The organism is Nocardia sp. X0981 (genome assembly GCF_977089955.1).
On the sequence record NZ_OZ372435.1, the window covers coordinates 3,041,817 to 3,055,618 of the forward strand.

At 67.8% G+C, this 13,802-nt stretch carries 17 protein-coding genes; 14 read left to right on the forward strand and 3 right to left on the reverse strand.

The features are described from left to right. The first annotated feature begins 73 nt into the window (after positions 1-73). The 13 genes from ybeY to ACYR7D_RS13300 all read left to right on the forward strand — a co-directional run bounded on the left by ybeY (position 74) and on the right by ACYR7D_RS13300 (position 11,138). Positions 74-643, forward strand: a complete 570-nt coding sequence (gene ybeY, locus ACYR7D_RS13240; protein ID WP_459549809.1) for an rRNA maturation RNase YbeY — start codon at positions 74-76, stop codon at positions 641-643. Between the two features lie 5 nt (positions 644-648). Continuing rightward, positions 649-1,971: a hemolysin family protein gene (locus ACYR7D_RS13245; protein ID WP_459550143.1), complete on the forward strand. Its 1,323-nt coding sequence runs from the start codon at positions 649-651 to the stop codon at positions 1,969-1,971. Continuing rightward, entirely contained in the window at positions 1,964-2,314 is a 351-nt protein-coding gene (locus ACYR7D_RS13250) for a cytidine deaminase (protein WP_459549810.1), read from the forward strand. The genes ACYR7D_RS13245 and ACYR7D_RS13250 overlap by 8 nt, the downstream gene beginning before the upstream one ends. Next, positions 2,307-3,221 (forward strand): GTPase Era, encoded by a 915-nt coding sequence (gene era, locus ACYR7D_RS13255; protein WP_459549811.1) that lies wholly within the window; start codon positions 2,307-2,309, stop codon positions 3,219-3,221. Before ACYR7D_RS13250 ends, era begins: the two co-directional genes overlap by 8 nt. A 310-nt stretch (positions 3,222-3,531) precedes the next feature. Further along, complete coding sequence (locus ACYR7D_RS13260; protein ID WP_459549812.1) at positions 3,532-5,106, forward strand: sensor histidine kinase; 1,575 nt, start codon at positions 3,532-3,534, stop codon at positions 5,104-5,106. Next, positions 5,103-5,522 (forward strand): roadblock/LC7 domain-containing protein, encoded by a 420-nt coding sequence (locus ACYR7D_RS13265; RefSeq protein ID WP_459549813.1) that lies wholly within the window; start codon positions 5,103-5,105, stop codon positions 5,520-5,522. The genes ACYR7D_RS13260 and ACYR7D_RS13265 overlap by 4 nt, the downstream gene beginning before the upstream one ends. After that, the gene (locus ACYR7D_RS13270; RefSeq protein WP_459549814.1) at positions 5,519-5,878 is read left to right on the forward strand and encodes a DUF742 domain-containing protein; all 360 of its coding nucleotides are present in this window, start codon (positions 5,519-5,521) and stop codon (positions 5,876-5,878) included. The genes ACYR7D_RS13265 and ACYR7D_RS13270 overlap by 4 nt, the downstream gene beginning before the upstream one ends. After that, entirely contained in the window at positions 5,859-6,488 is a 630-nt protein-coding gene (locus ACYR7D_RS13275; protein ID WP_459549815.1) for a GTP-binding protein, read from the forward strand. Before ACYR7D_RS13270 ends, ACYR7D_RS13275 begins: the two co-directional genes overlap by 20 nt. Next, complete coding sequence (locus ACYR7D_RS13280) at positions 6,485-7,762, forward strand: cytochrome P450 family protein (protein WP_459549816.1); 1,278 nt, start codon at positions 6,485-6,487, stop codon at positions 7,760-7,762. The genes ACYR7D_RS13275 and ACYR7D_RS13280 overlap by 4 nt, the downstream gene beginning before the upstream one ends. Further along, positions 7,759-8,997, forward strand: coding sequence for a cytochrome P450 family protein (locus tag ACYR7D_RS13285; RefSeq protein ID WP_459549817.1), 1,239 nt, complete (start codon positions 7,759-7,761; stop codon positions 8,995-8,997). The genes ACYR7D_RS13280 and ACYR7D_RS13285 overlap by 4 nt, the downstream gene beginning before the upstream one ends. Before the next feature lie 68 nt (positions 8,998-9,065). After that, entirely contained in the window at positions 9,066-9,821 is a 756-nt protein-coding gene (recO, locus tag ACYR7D_RS13290; RefSeq protein ID WP_459549818.1) for a DNA repair protein RecO, read from the forward strand. 79 nt (positions 9,822-9,900) lie between these two features. Further along, the gene (locus ACYR7D_RS13295; RefSeq protein ID WP_459549819.1) at positions 9,901-10,716 is read left to right on the forward strand and encodes an isoprenyl transferase; all 816 of its coding nucleotides are present in this window, start codon (positions 9,901-9,903) and stop codon (positions 10,714-10,716) included. Next, positions 10,713-11,138 carry a hypothetical protein gene (locus tag ACYR7D_RS13300; protein WP_459549820.1) on the forward strand — a complete coding sequence of 142 codons (426 nt, stop codon included), beginning with the start codon at positions 10,713-10,715 and terminating at the stop codon, positions 11,136-11,138. The genes ACYR7D_RS13295 and ACYR7D_RS13300 overlap by 4 nt, the downstream gene beginning before the upstream one ends. A 2-nt stretch (positions 11,139-11,140) precedes the next feature. Here the strand turns inward: ACYR7D_RS13300 and ACYR7D_RS13305 are convergent, their stop codons facing one another. Beyond that, positions 11,141-11,785 carry a TetR/AcrR family transcriptional regulator gene (locus tag ACYR7D_RS13305; RefSeq protein WP_459549821.1) on the reverse strand — a complete coding sequence of 215 codons (645 nt, stop codon included), beginning with the start codon at positions 11,783-11,785 and terminating at the stop codon, positions 11,141-11,143. 105 nt (positions 11,786-11,890) lie between these two features. Here ACYR7D_RS13305 and ACYR7D_RS13310 point away from each other — a divergent pair, with 105 nt between their 5' ends. Further along, a complete protein-coding gene (locus ACYR7D_RS13310) occupies positions 11,891-12,868 on the forward strand; it encodes a hypothetical protein (protein WP_459549822.1) in 978 nt (325 codons plus the stop codon). 65 nt (positions 12,869-12,933) lie between these two features. Here ACYR7D_RS13310 and ACYR7D_RS13315 read toward each other — a convergent pair whose 3' ends face one another. Continuing rightward, positions 12,934-13,377: a Fur family transcriptional regulator gene (locus tag ACYR7D_RS13315; protein ID WP_459549823.1), complete on the reverse strand. Its 444-nt coding sequence runs from the start codon at positions 13,375-13,377 to the stop codon at positions 12,934-12,936. A 3-nt stretch (positions 13,378-13,380) separates the two neighbouring features. Next, the gene (locus ACYR7D_RS13320) at positions 13,381-13,731 is read right to left on the reverse strand and encodes an ArsR/SmtB family transcription factor (protein WP_459549824.1); all 351 of its coding nucleotides are present in this window, start codon (positions 13,729-13,731) and stop codon (positions 13,381-13,383) included. Positions 13,732-13,802: the final 71 nt, after the last annotated feature.

The window sequence follows — 13,802 nt, forward strand, 5'->3', positions numbered from 1 at the left end:
CCGGCCCGCAGCGGCGGAGCCGTGCGCGGACGTCGGATGGGCTCCGCCTCACCGCACCCATTAGGCTGACCAGGTGAGTATCGAGATCGCCAACGAGTCGGGTATGGATGTGCCCGAGGAAGACCTGGTGGGTGTCGCCCGGTTCGTGATCGGCCGGATGGATGTGCACCCGGCCGCGGAACTGTCCATGGTGCTGGTGGATCTCGACACCATGGCGGATCTGCACATGCGCTGGATGGAGCTGCCCGGGCCGACCGATGTGATGTCGTTCCCGATGGACGAACTCGAGCCGGGCGGCCGCCCGGACAGTCCCGAACCCGGACCGTCCATGTTGGGCGATATCGTGCTCTGCCCCGAGTTCGCGCTGGACCAGGCGGCCAAAGCCGGTCATTCGCTGGAACACGAACTCGCCCTGCTCACCGTGCACGGAATGCTGCATCTACTCGGCTACGACCATGCCGAACCGGCCGAGGAGAAGGAGATGTTCGCACTCCAGGGGCGGCTGCTCGAACAGTGGTACGAGGAGTTGCGGGAGGCGCAACGCCGCGCCGAACTGGCCGCCCGCGATGCCCGGCTGCTGGACAAGACAGGTTTCGCCGCACCCGAGGAGAACCGCTCGTGGCCGGGTGACGCGCACGCGTGAACGAGATGACCCTGCTGCTGCTCGCCGTGCTGCTCGTTCCGGTGGGCGGGGTTTTCGCCGCCGTGGATTCGGCACTGAACACCTTGTCGCCGGCCCGGCTCGACGATATGGCGCGTGGCGACCGGCCCGGCGCGGTGCGGTTGAGCACGATCGTGGACGACCGGCCCCGGTACGTGAACCTCATGGTGCTGTTGCGCATCCTGTGCGAGATCACCGCGACCGTGCTGCTGGCCGCCGCGTTGAGCCGGTTCCTGGGCAGCGGCTGGGCGCTACTGGTGACGGCGGTGGTGATGGTGCTGGTCTCCTATGTGGTGATCGGGGTGGGGCCCCGGACCCTGGGGCGTCAGCACGCGTATTCGATCGCGCTGGCCGCGGGCCTGCCGCTGCAGTTCATCGGTGCCCTGCTGGGGCCGGTGAGCCGGTTGCTGATCCTGCTGGGTAACGCGCTCACCCCCGGTAAGGGCTTCCGCAACGGTCCGTTCGCCTCGGAGATCGAATTGCGGGAAGTGGTCGATATGGCGCGGGAACGGGGGGTGGTGGCCGACGACGAGCGCCGGATGATCCAATCGGTGTTCGAACTCGGCGCCACCACCGCGCGCGCGGTGATGGTTCCGCGTACCGAGATGGTGTGGATCGAGGCCGACAAATCGGTGGCGCAGGCCATGTCGCTGGCGGTACGCAGCGGTCATTCCCGTATACCGGTCATCGGGGAGAACGTCGACGACATTCTCGGGGTGGTCTATCTCAAGGATCTGGTGCCGTATGCGGACCGCGGCCGTAGCGTCCGGGTGCGTGAGGTGATGCGGGACGCGGTTTTCATGCCCGATTCCAAGCCCCTCGACGATCTGCTCGACGAGATGCAGCGGCGGCGCAACCATATGGCGCTGCTGGTGGACGAGTACGGCGGTATCGCCGGTCTGGTCACCATCGAGGATGTGCTCGAGGAGATCGTCGGGGAGATCGCCGACGAATACGACACCGACGAGACACCGCCGATCGAGGAGATCGAGCCCGGCCGGTTCCGGGTGTCGTCGCGGTTGCCCATAGCCGATCTGGGTGAGCTGTACGGGCTGCTGATCGACGAGGAAGAAGTGGATACTGTGGGCGGATTGCTCGCGCACGAACTGGGGCGGGTACCGCTTCCCGGAGTGGAAGTCGTCGCGCACGGCCTCGAATTGCGTGGTGAGGGCGGCGCCGACGCTCGTGGACGGGTCCGGGTGCACACCGTGGTGGTGAGCCGGGCCCCGGCGGAGAACACGGAAACCGATCCGGGCTCGGAGCGGGAGCGCCCGTCCGCCCGAAACGACGAGGGAGCTGGCGATGAGTGAACTGGACGCCGAGGACAACAAGCTGCTGGTGCTGGCCCGTGGCGCGCTGGGGCGCACGGGTGGGACGGCGGGTGCGGCCATCCGCGATACCGACGGCCGGACCTATGCCGCGGGTGAGGTGGGGTTGCAGGCGCTGCGGCTCACCGCACTGCAGTCGGCGGTGGCGGCCGCGATCTCCAGCGGCGCCGAAGGTTTCGAGGCCGCGGTGGTGATCGGCGGGAAATTCGCCGATGCCGGGGTGTCGGCGGTCCGCGAGGTCTCCGCGGGGGCCCGGATCATTTTCGCCGATACCGCGGGCACGGTCTTCGATATCGCCGAGGGATACGAGGCCACCGATGCCTGAACCCGCCGAGCGCGAGTTCCGTTCCGGTTTCGTCTGTTTCGTCGGCCGGCCCAATACCGGTAAATCGACGCTGACCAATGCTCTGGTGGGCGCGAAGATCGCTATCACCAGTTCCCGGCCACAGACCACCCGGCACACCATTCGCGGTATCGTGCACCGGGAACACACGCAGCTCATCCTGGTCGATACTCCCGGGCTGCACCGTCCCCGCACCCTGCTCGGTCAGCGTCTCAACGATCTGGTGCGCGATACCTATTCCGAGGTCGATGTGATCGCGCTGTGTATCCCGGCCGACGAGAAGATCGGGCCCGGGGACCGCTGGATCGTGCAGCAGGTGCGGCAGATGGCGCCGAAAACCACGCTGCTCGGTGTGGTGACCAAGATCGACAAGGTGGGCCGGGACCAGATCGCGCGGCAGTTGATGGCCGTATCGGAACTGCTCGGCCCGGATACCGATGTGGTGCCGGTATCGGCGACCGCCGGGGAGCAGATCGAGGTGCTGGTCGATGTGATCGCCTCCCATATGCCGCCCGGTCCGGCTTTCTATCCCGACGGCGAACTCACCGACGAGCCCGAGGAAACCCTGATGGCCGAGCTCATCCGGGAAGCGGCCCTGGAGGGGGTCCGCGACGAATTGCCGCATTCGCTGGCAGTGGTGATCGAAGAGGTACTGCCGCGCGAAGAACGTGAGGACATGCTCGATGTGCACGCGTTGCTGTACGTGGAGCGACCGAGCCAGAAGGCGATCATCATCGGTAAGGGCGGGGGCCGGCTCAAAGAGGTCGGTACCAATGCGCGCAAACAGATCGAGCACATTCTCGGTACCCGCATCTATCTGCATCTGCATGTGAAGGTCGCCAAGGATTGGCAGCGCGATCCCAAACAGCTGGGCAAACTGGGTTTCTGACCGCGCGTCCGGCGGGCGGCGCGAACTCTGCCGACCGGGCCCCACGACTCCGGCGACAGGATGGTGCCGCCCGCGGCCCCGCTCGGACGAAAACCGGGCGCGCCGAACCTGTTCCGGTATCCGGCATCGGCTGAGCTCTGTCATGCCCGAGTAGCGGACGTTGGACTAGGCCGATATGCTCGCCCGGTACCCGAATCCGAAGGGTTGAAACCTTTTTCGTCCCACGATTCGGTAACGGACACGGCGGTGTGTCGGATGCGGGCTCGGCTTCGGGCCGGCAGGACGAAGCTCGAGCGGGGGTACCCCACCTATGTACGAATCGGCGGCGGCCCCGGCCGGAGGCACTGCCCGTAGTGAGTGGCTGGCTCCGGGTGTGGCACTCGGTATCTCGGTCGCCGTGGGGGTCGCGGTGGTCTCCGCGGCCATGCTCTCGGTATCGCCGGCCGAACGAATACTCACCGCTGTCTGGGTTTCCGTGACCGTGGTGGCGGCCTGCACCGCGATCACGACCGCCGTGTATTTCCGCGGCATGATCACCGCGGAACAGCGGCGAGCCACCGCGGCCCTGGAGGAAATGGCACGGGCACAAGCGCGTGCCGCGGCCGCCGAACAGGCCGTTACGGTGGAAAAAGAGGCGACCACGGCCAGCGAGCGCCGTCGTTCGGCGGCTATCGCCGCACTCGCCAACGCCGCCGGCCGGATGCAGGCCATGACCACCAGCATGCTGGCGGATCTGCAGGAGCTGGAACACCGGTATGCCGACCAGCCCGTGCTCACCGATCTCCTGAAACTGGACCACGCCACCGCCCAGGCAGGCCGTCTCGCCGACAGTATCGCGATTCTCAGTGGTGCGCGGACCGGCCGCCGCTGGGCCAAACCGATCGTGATGGAACGGGTCCTGCGGGCCGCTATCGGCCGGATAGGCGGCTATCAGCGGGTACGGATGCGCGCGATCGTCGATATCGCCATTGCCGGACACGCGGCCGAGGGCGTCATCCACGCCCTGTCCGAGCTCGTCGACAACGCCTGCCGCTTCTCCCCGCCCACCACCGAGGTGCACGTCTACGCCGCGGAGATCCCCGCCGGGGTGGTGGTGACGATCGAGGACAGCGGCCTGGTGATGAGCGAATCCTCGCTGCGCCGCGCCCAACTCACCGTATCCGGTACCGAAGGCGATGCGGCGGAAGGTCTTTCCTCGCTCAACGGCACCCGTTTCGGGCTGGCCGTGGTGGGCCGGCTGGCGCGTAAGCACGGACTCACCGTGAGCTACCGCCCCTCCGCGATCGGCGGGACCGCGGCGGTGGTGATGATCCCGCGCGATCTCACCGCACGCCTCGAACCACCGGCCGTTCCCGCGCTGCCCGAAGGTCGTTCGGCCGGCCGGTCCGGTCTGCTACCCGCTGCCGGACCGGACCCGGAATCCGGGCCGGCCGATATCGGCTCCGAAACCGGGGCCCGGCACCGGCAGGCGCCCGCGGCGGTCACTCGTTCCGCCGAGACGGTGGGCTTCGGTCCCGCGACGGCCACGCACCGTCCCCCCGACCGGCACGGTCGCGCACAGTACAGCTCCGGTTCGTTTCCGATGGCCGCCGATATCGAGGCGACCACCACCACCGTGCTTCCGAAACGGCGGCGGGGCAGCACCCTGGCCGCCGCACATCCCGAAGGTCTGCCCGACCCCGGCGCGTTCGACTCTGCCGCACAGCAGGACCCGTCCGGGCGACATCGGCCGTCGGCGGCCTCGCTGGGTGCGTTCCAGCGCGCGGTCACCGGGCGCTCCGGTGACGAGGCCCAGCCGTTCGGCGGACCGATCCAGCCACCCGGCAACGAGGCCGCGCGGCTGTCCCGTCATTCCATGACAACCGACTGGGAGAACCATCGATGACGATGACATCGGATCCAGCGCAACTCGATTGGCTGTTGCAGCGGCTGCTGAGCGAAACCGCCGGCGCCCGTCACGCGGTGTTACTGGCCGCGGACGGTATCCAGATATGCCATACCGCCGGCCTGACCATGGACCAGGCCGACCGGCTGGCCGCCATCGCCTCGGGGGTCCAGGCGCTGGCCGGGAGCGCGTCGGCCGAATTCGGCGACGGCCGCGGCGGGGTGCGGCAGTCGATGACCGAGTTCCACGGCGGGATCCTGTTCATCGTCGGCGCGGGAGCGGGCGCCCAGATCGCGGTGCTGGCCGATGACGACGCCGACGCCGGCCTGGTCGGTGCCCAGATGGCGGCATTGATCGAACAGGTCGGGGAGTATCTGTCCGCACCGCCGCGAGGGAGCCGGGCGAGGTTGTTGTGAACCGCCCCGGCCGCGAGGACGAACCCGATCGTTTCTACACGCTCACCGGTGGTCGTGCCGCGCCCGGCACCGAGGAATTCGATCCGGTGACGCTGGTGGTCAGCGAATGCGCCCCGGCGGCGGCGATGCAGTACGAACACGCGGCGATTCTTTCCATGTGCCGACAGCCGACCGCGGTGGTGGAGATCGCGGCCGAACTGCGGCTGCCGATCGGCATCGCGACGGTCCTGGTCGCGGATCTGCTGCACGCAGGCAAAGTCACCGTTCGCCACCCCGAATTCGATACGGGCCCATACGGTGACACGTTCGATATCGACATGCTCGAGAAGGTGCTAGTTGGACTCCGTAGCCTATGACGACCGCCCCACACGCGCCCGGTCGCCACTGTCCAGTTCGGTGCGGTACGCCCTGAAGGTCGTCGTCGTCGGCGGGTTCGGGGTGGGTAAGACCACCATGGTCCGTTCCATCAGCGAGATCCAGCCACTGGACACCGAAGCGGTGATGACCGAGGCCGGAATCGGGGTCGACGATCTGTCCGGGGTCACGGGGAAGTCGACCACCACGGTCGCTTTCGATTTCGGCCGAGTCGGTCTTTCCGACGAATATGTGCTGTACGTGTTCGGCGCACCCGGTCAGGAACGGTTCTGGTTCCTGTGGGATCGCCTGTTCACCGGGGCGCTGGGGGCGGTCGTACTCGTGGACCCGCGCCGTATCAGCGATTCCTGGTATGCCATCGACCGGCTCGAATACCAGGGCACGCCGTTCGTGGTGGCCTGTAATTCCTTCGAACCCATCCCGCCGGCCCTGGCCGATGTCCGGGATGCCCTGGACCTCGACCCGCATGTGCCGCTGTTCCACTGCGACGCCCGCTCCCGGGAATCGAGCAAACAGGTGTTCATCGGTCTGGTCGAGCATCTCCTCGAGCGCCGGACGCCACCGGCCGCGGTTGCGGAGGTTCTCCTGTGACCCGCTCGGAGCACCGCGTCTCGCCGGCGGGTTGCCCGCTCGCCGCGTCGGGGGCGGTCCTGCTCGACGGCCCGGGCTTGCACTCCGACCCCACCCTGTTCTATACCCGGATGCGCGCGGACTACGGTCCGGTGGTCGCCGTGGAACTCATCGGCGGAATCCCGGCATGGCTGGTGATCGGCTATCGCGAATTACATCAGGTTCTCACCGACGGTCTGCTGTTCCCGCGGGATTCGAGTCTGTGGAACCAATGGCCCGCGATACCCGTGGATTGGCCGTTGCTGCCCATGGTCGGCCGTCCGCAGCCCGGTATCTATTTCACCGCCGGTGCCGTGCACGCCCGGCACGTGGGCCTGGTGGAACCCGCACTGGAGTCGGTGGACCCGTTCGCGCTGCGGACCGCCTGTGAACAACTCGCCGACGGGCTGATCGACCGGTTCTGTGGTCGCGGTCGTGCGGATGTGGCCGCCGAATTCGCCGAACTGCTCCCGGTACTCACGCTGGCCTGGATCATGGGTGTCCCCGAAGCCGACGGCCCGTATCTGGCGCAGACCATGCAGACGCTGTGCGACGGTGGCCCGGACGCGCCCGCCGCCTATCAGCGCTTCGCCGAGTACATGCAGCAACTGCTGGTACAGAAGAAAACCGCTCCGGGCCGGGACCTGGTGTCGCGCATGCTGGCGCATCCCGAACCGTTCACCGACGAGGAATACGTATTGAACATGCAGTCGGTGATGGCGGCCGGGCATCTGCCCACCGCCGACTGGATCGGTAATTCGATCCGGCTCATGCTCGTCGACGACCGGTTCGCCGCCGCGTTCGGCGCGGCCCGGCACAGTATCGGTCAGGCGATGAACGAGGTGCTGTGGGAGGACACCCCCACCCAGATCTTGGCCGGACGCTGGGTGGCCCGTGACACCCGGCTCGGTGAGGTACTGGTGCGCCGCGGCGACCTGCTGTTGCTCGGCCTGGCCGCCGCGAACTCCGATCCACATATCCGTCAGTACAGCGGCGACGGTGCCGAACCCGCCCATTCCGGCAACGCCGCGCATTTCGCCTTCGGTCACGGTGAATACCGCTGCCCCTATCCGGCACAGCAGATCGCCGAGATCATCGCGCGCACCGGGATCGAGGTCCTGCTCGACCGGCTACCCGACCTGGATCTCGCCGTACCCGCGGGATCCCTGGTCCGGCGGCCTTCGCCCTTTTTGCGCGGATTCGGTTCGCTGCCCGTACGTTTCACGCCTGTGCCCGCTGTTGGAGGTGGCTCGTGAGCCAGCAATGCCCGCATACCGCGACCCTGCCCATCGACCCCATGGTCGCCGATCTCGCCGGGGAGACCCGGACGTTGGCCGAGGGACCCGAGCTCACGAAGATCGACCTACTCGGCGCGCCCGCCTGGGCCGTCACCCGGCACAACCTGGCCCGGCAGTTGCTCACCGACACCCGCCTGGTGAAGGACCACACCCGGTGGAATCTGTGGCGGTCCGGCGCCGTCACCCGGGACTGGCCACTGATCGGCATGATCGACGCCGGCCGGTCCATGTTCACCGTGGACGGTGCCGAACACCGCCGGCTGCGGATCAAGACCACCCGGGCCCTGGCTCCCCGCCGCCTCGGGGCGCTGCGCCCGAAGATCGAGCAGTTCACCGCCGAACTCCTCGACGATCTCGCCGAAGCCGGCGCGGGCGGGGAGATCGTGGATCTGAAGCAGGTTTTCGCCTATCCGCTGCCCATGCGGGTGATCAGCGAATTGATGGGTGTACCCCGGGACGATCACGGCATGCTGCTGGAGTCGTACAAGGCGTTCTTCTCCCTGCTGACTCCGCACGAGGAGCGGATGCGGGTCTTCGATGAACTCGACGAGTACTACACGAGTCTGATCAAGCGGAAAACCGGCGATCCGGCCGACGATCTGACCTCCGATTTCATCCACGATATCGCCGAAGGCGAAACCCCGTTGACCGAGGCGGAGGTGCACGGCAATCTCAAGGCCCTGGTCGCCGCGGGGCACGAAACCACCGTCAGCCTGATCATCGCCACCACCCGAGCGCTGCTCGCGTATCCGGAACAGCTGGCAGCGGTCCGCTCCGGGGAGCGCACCTGGGAGGAGGCGATCGAGGAGACCCTGCGCTGGGACGGTCCGGTGATCCATCTGCTGATGCGGTTCGCCACCGAGGACATCACCGTCGGCGGCGTCACCATCGAGGAGGGCGACGGGGTGGTCGTGTCGTACCGTGCCATCGGTCGTGACCGCGGCCTGCACGGCGACGACGCGGACACCTTCGATATCACCCGCCCCACCGCCCACCGCAATATCTCCTTCGGTTACGGCCCGCATATCTGCCCGGGTGCCGCCCTGGCCAGGCTCGAGGCGTCCATCGCCCTGCCCGCCCTGTTCGACCGTTTCCCGAACCTGCGATGCGCCGTACCCCTGAACGAGATCGGCAACCTGCCGGTCCTCACCCAGAACGACCCGGCCGCCTTCCCCGTCACCCTCGGCGACTGACCCCTCGGCCGGTACGCCGGCCCGCCCCGCGGCGCCGCAGGCGCCGCAGAAGAACATAGACTGACCGGGTGCGTTTGTACCGGGACCATGCCGTCGTGCTGCGCCAGCACAAGCTGGGCGAAGCCGATCGCATCGTCACGCTGCTCACCCGGCAGCACGGGCTGGTGCGGGCCGTGGCCAAGGGGGTACGGCGCACGAAATCGAAGTTCGGGGCGCGGCTGGAGCCGTTCGCCTACGTCGATGTCCAGCTTCACCCCGGCCGCAGCCTGGACACGGTGACCCAGGTGCACACCGTGGAGGCGTTCGCGACCGCCATCGTCGCCGATTACGGCCGGTACACCACCGCCTGCGCCGTGCTGGAGACCGCCGAGCGGCTGGCCGGGGAGGAGCGCGCCCCCGCGCCTCGTCTGCATGTGCTCACCGCGGGCGCATTGCGGGCGATCGCCGCCGGGGAACGTCCGCACGAGCTGATTCTGGATGCGTTTCTGCTGCGTGCGATGGATTGTGCCGGGTGGGCTCCGGCGTTGGACGAATGTGCCCGCTGCGCTACTCCGGGACCGCATCGGGCTTTCCATATCGGGGCCGGGGGAGCGGTGTGTGTGCAGTGCCGCCCGCCCGGTGCCGCCACCCCCGCCCCGGCGGTTCTCGACCATATGCTGGCGTTGCGGTACGGCCACTGGGAGCAGGTGACGGCCGTGCCGGAGGCGGCGCGCCGGCAGGCGAGCGGGTTGATCGCCGCGCATCTGCAGTGGCATCTGGAGCGGGAACTGCGCACATTGCCGCTCATCGAACGGACCGGCGCCGTGCCCTCGCCCGCCTCGTAGACTTTCCCGGCCGGCGCGGGTGTGCGCCGCGGCGGAGTGCGCCGTATCGTCCCGGCGCCCGATCAGGCACCATGTAGCTGTGATTCTGCGTCGTGACTCCGCCGGTTCGGACGTGCTCGCGTCCGATGCCGCCCGCACCATCCGACCGCCGTCACCGCATCCTTCCGGTGCCCGGCCGCCGGAGATCCCGCCGGATCTCGTGCCCAGGCATGTGGCGTTGGTGATGGACGGTAACGGTCGCTGGGCTCAGGAGCGGGGCCTCCCGCGGACGGCCGGGCACGAGCGCGGAGAGGCCGTGCTCATGGATACCGTCGAGGGTTGTATCGAGATCGGTGTGAAGTGGTTGTCGGCGTACGCGTTCTCCACCGAGAACTGGCGGCGCAGTCCCGAGGAGGTGCGCTTCCTCATGGGGTTCAACCGGGATGTGATCCGCCGGCGGCGGGACGAGATGCACGAGATGGGGGTGCGGGTGCGCTGGGCGGGGCGGCGCCCGCGGCTGTGGCGCAGTGTTATCCGGGAATTGGAGACCGCGCAGGAGTTGACGAAGGACAACACCGTGATGACGTTGACCATGTGCGTCAACTACGGTGGCCGCGCCGAGATCGCCGATGCGGCACGGGAAATCGCGCGCCGGGTGGCGGCGGGTGAGCTGGATCCGGAGAAGGTGACCGAATCGGTTCTCGCGCGGTATCTGGACGAACCGGATATGCCGGATGTGGATCTTTTCCTGCGTCCGTCGGGTGAGTACCGGAGCTCGAATTTCTTGATCTGGCAGTCGGCGTACGCGGAGTTCGTCTATCAGGCGACCCTGTTCCCCGATTTCGATCGCCGTAATCTCTGGGACGCATGCCTCGAGTACGCTCGTCGTGATCGACGGTTCGGCGGTACCAAATGAGCGGGGAGCCGGATTCCGGTGCGCTGGCGCCTGATCTGGAGTTGCAGGCGCGGGCGGGTGCCGCGCTGGGTCTCTACGATATCGATGTCCGGGTCGACAACGACAGGTCGTTGCGTTTCGATTTCCAGGGCGCGCTGTGTTCGCTGAGCGCGTTCACGCTGACGCCGGGGCTCGATGTGCTCTCGCTGACCTGTGTGCTGGCGTGGGATCGTCCGCTGAAACCGCAGCTGCACAAACGGGTCGCCGAGCGTAATGTTTCGCTGCAGTTCGGCTCGATCTCGGTGATACCTCATGGGAAACTCGCCGATGTGATCCTGCGCTATACCTTTCCGGCGGCGGGTCTCGACGATCCGGCGTTGACCACGATGCTGCTGCTGGTACTCGGCGGCGCCGGTGACGCGCGGAAGGGTTTGCTGCCCTAGCGCTACCGGTCGGGGGCGGCGGTCGCGGGTTCGGGTCGTTCGGGGGTGGGCCGGGTCCCGTACGGGAACAGCGTGGTGACGCCGCGGAGGAAGAGTTCGCGGTCCATATCGCCGATGAGTAGGTGCTGCAGGACGAAGCCGGGGAGTAGGCCGAACATGGCGGCGGCGACGGCGTCGAGGTCGGCGTCGGCGGGTAGCCAGCCGGCCGCGCGCATACGTTCGGCGTAGCGGTGCCACATTCCCTGGATGCCCTGCATCGTCCGGCGTACGGGTTCGGCGGCCTGTTCGTCGATCAGGGCCAGCGACCAGGCCTGTGGGGCCAGGCGTAGCCGGCCTTCGGGGCCGCTCTGGGCCTCTATCCATTCGGTCATATGCGCGAGGAGTTCGGCGGGGGCGGGTAGTGGGTCGCGCTCGATCATCTCCGACATCCGGCTGCGGATATCCCCGGCCGCGGTGGAGGCCAGGGCGATGACCAGTTCGTCCTTGCTTTTGAAGTACCGGTAGACGGCGCCCGCGGACAGGCCGGATTCGGCGAATACGTCCTGCATGGAGGTTTGGTGGAAACCTTTGCGGACGAAACAGGCCCGGGCAGCGTCGAGGATCTGCCGGCGACGTCGTTCCAGGTGTTCCGCGCTGACTCGGGGCATGGGTCCAAACTAAAACGAATATTCGTTCTTGACAAGCTGCGGTCTCCGGTGGGACGGTTGCCTCATCGTTAAAAGAACGAGCCTTCGATTTTCTGGGAGAACGTCATGAACGTCATCCAGCGTGCCGTGGCCCTCGGGCTGGGCGCGGCCCTGCTCCAAGCGCTGATGCTGCTCGCCTTCGCCTGGCCCGCCACCCAGATCGCGCCACGGGACCTCCCTCTCGCCGTAGCCGGACCGCAGGCGGGCCCGGTGGCGGCCCGCCTCACCGGTCAACACCCGGGCGCCTTCGAATTGACGACCGTTCCCGACGAGGCGGCGGCCCGGGCGGCCATCACCGACCGTGAGGTCTACGGCGCGATCGTCACCGGCGACGGCGCGCCGCGCGTGCTGGTCGCCTCCGGGGCCGGTGCGGCCGTGGCCCAGCAGCTCACGCAGATCGGGCAGCAGATGGCCGGGGCTCCCGTGGCCGGGGTGGAGGACGTGGTTGCGGCCGATCCCGACGATCCGCGTGGGGCCGGCTTCGGCGCCATGGCGCTACCGCTGGTCATGGCCGGTATCGCCGGAGGTGTGCTGGTAACGCTGCTGATACCCTCGGCCGGTGGGCGGGTGGTCGGCACCGTCGTCTTCGGTATCGCGGGCGGTCTGCTGAGCATGGTGATCGCTCAGACCTGGCTTTCCATCGTGCCCGGCGACTACCTGCAGCTCTCGTCGGCCGCCGGGCTGGTGTCCTTCGCTGTCGCCGGCACGGTGGCGGGTCTGGCCACGGTCATCGGCCGCGCCGGTATCGGTCTCGTCGCGCTGCTGATGCTGCTCGTCGGCAACCCGTTCTCCGCCGCCACATCGGCTCCGGAGCTGTTGCCGCAGCCGTGGGGGCTCATCGGCCAGTTGCTGCCCCCGGGCGCCGGAGCCTCGCTGATCCGGTCGGTGGCGTTCTTCGGCGGGGCCGGTGCCCAGGGTCCGTTGTCGGTACTGCTGGCCTGGGCGGCGGTGGCCCTGGTGCTGCTGGGCGTGGGTGTGGTCCGCGCGCGCGGTCGCCGGGAGCCGGTGCCGAGCGAGCCCACTCCGGCGCCGGTGCCCGCCTGACCCCGCAACGGCGGCGGGCCGCTACCGAAGTGGTAGCGGCCCGCCGCCGAGTGCTGAGCGCGGTATCAGTTACCGCGGACCCCCGAACACGAGTGGCAGGTACCGAAGATCTCCAGAGTATGGCTGACCTCGGTGAATCCATGGGCGGAGGCGGTGCTGGCGGCCCATGCCTCGACGGTGGGCCCGGCGACCTCGACGGTGCGCCCGCAGTGACGGCACACCAGGTGGTGATGATGCTCCGTGGAGCACTGCCGGTACACCGACTCCCCGTTGTCGGTGCGCAGTACATCCACCATGCCGGCGTCCGCGAGGGACTGCAGCGTGCGATAGACGGTGGTCAGTCCGATTCCCTCACCCCGGCGGCGTAGCTCGTCGTGTAATTCCTGGGCCGACCGGAACCTGTCGATGTCCTCCAGTAGCGAGGCGATCGCATTGCGTTGCCGCGTGCTGCGAATGCCGACTGCTCTCTGTGTGGTGGTCCCTTTGCCGGTGACCAGGTTCTCGGACACGAATTACCCTTCTTCTTCGGCGTGCGCTACTGCATCGACCACGATATGCGCCAGGTGGTCGTCGACGAGTTCGTAGAGAACCTCTCGCCCCGAACGCTCACCGTGTACCACCCCGGCCGATTTGAGAATCCGCAGATGCTGGCTGACCAGCGGTTGGGTCACACCGAGGGCATCCACCAGTTCGTGCACACAGCGCGGCGACTCCCGCAGTTGTAGCACGATCGCGATGCGGACGGGGGCCGCGAGCGCACGCAGTAGTTCGCCGGCGTTCTCCAGTACGGTCCGGGTGGGGACGGGAACCGGCGCGGGGGAACGGTAGGGGTTGTGCGGCGCGGCGGCGGTATCGGTTGTCATGGTCCACTCCTTATTGGAAACCGGTACCATTTTGATATGCATGGATATGCATGTCAAATGTCCGTTCCGGT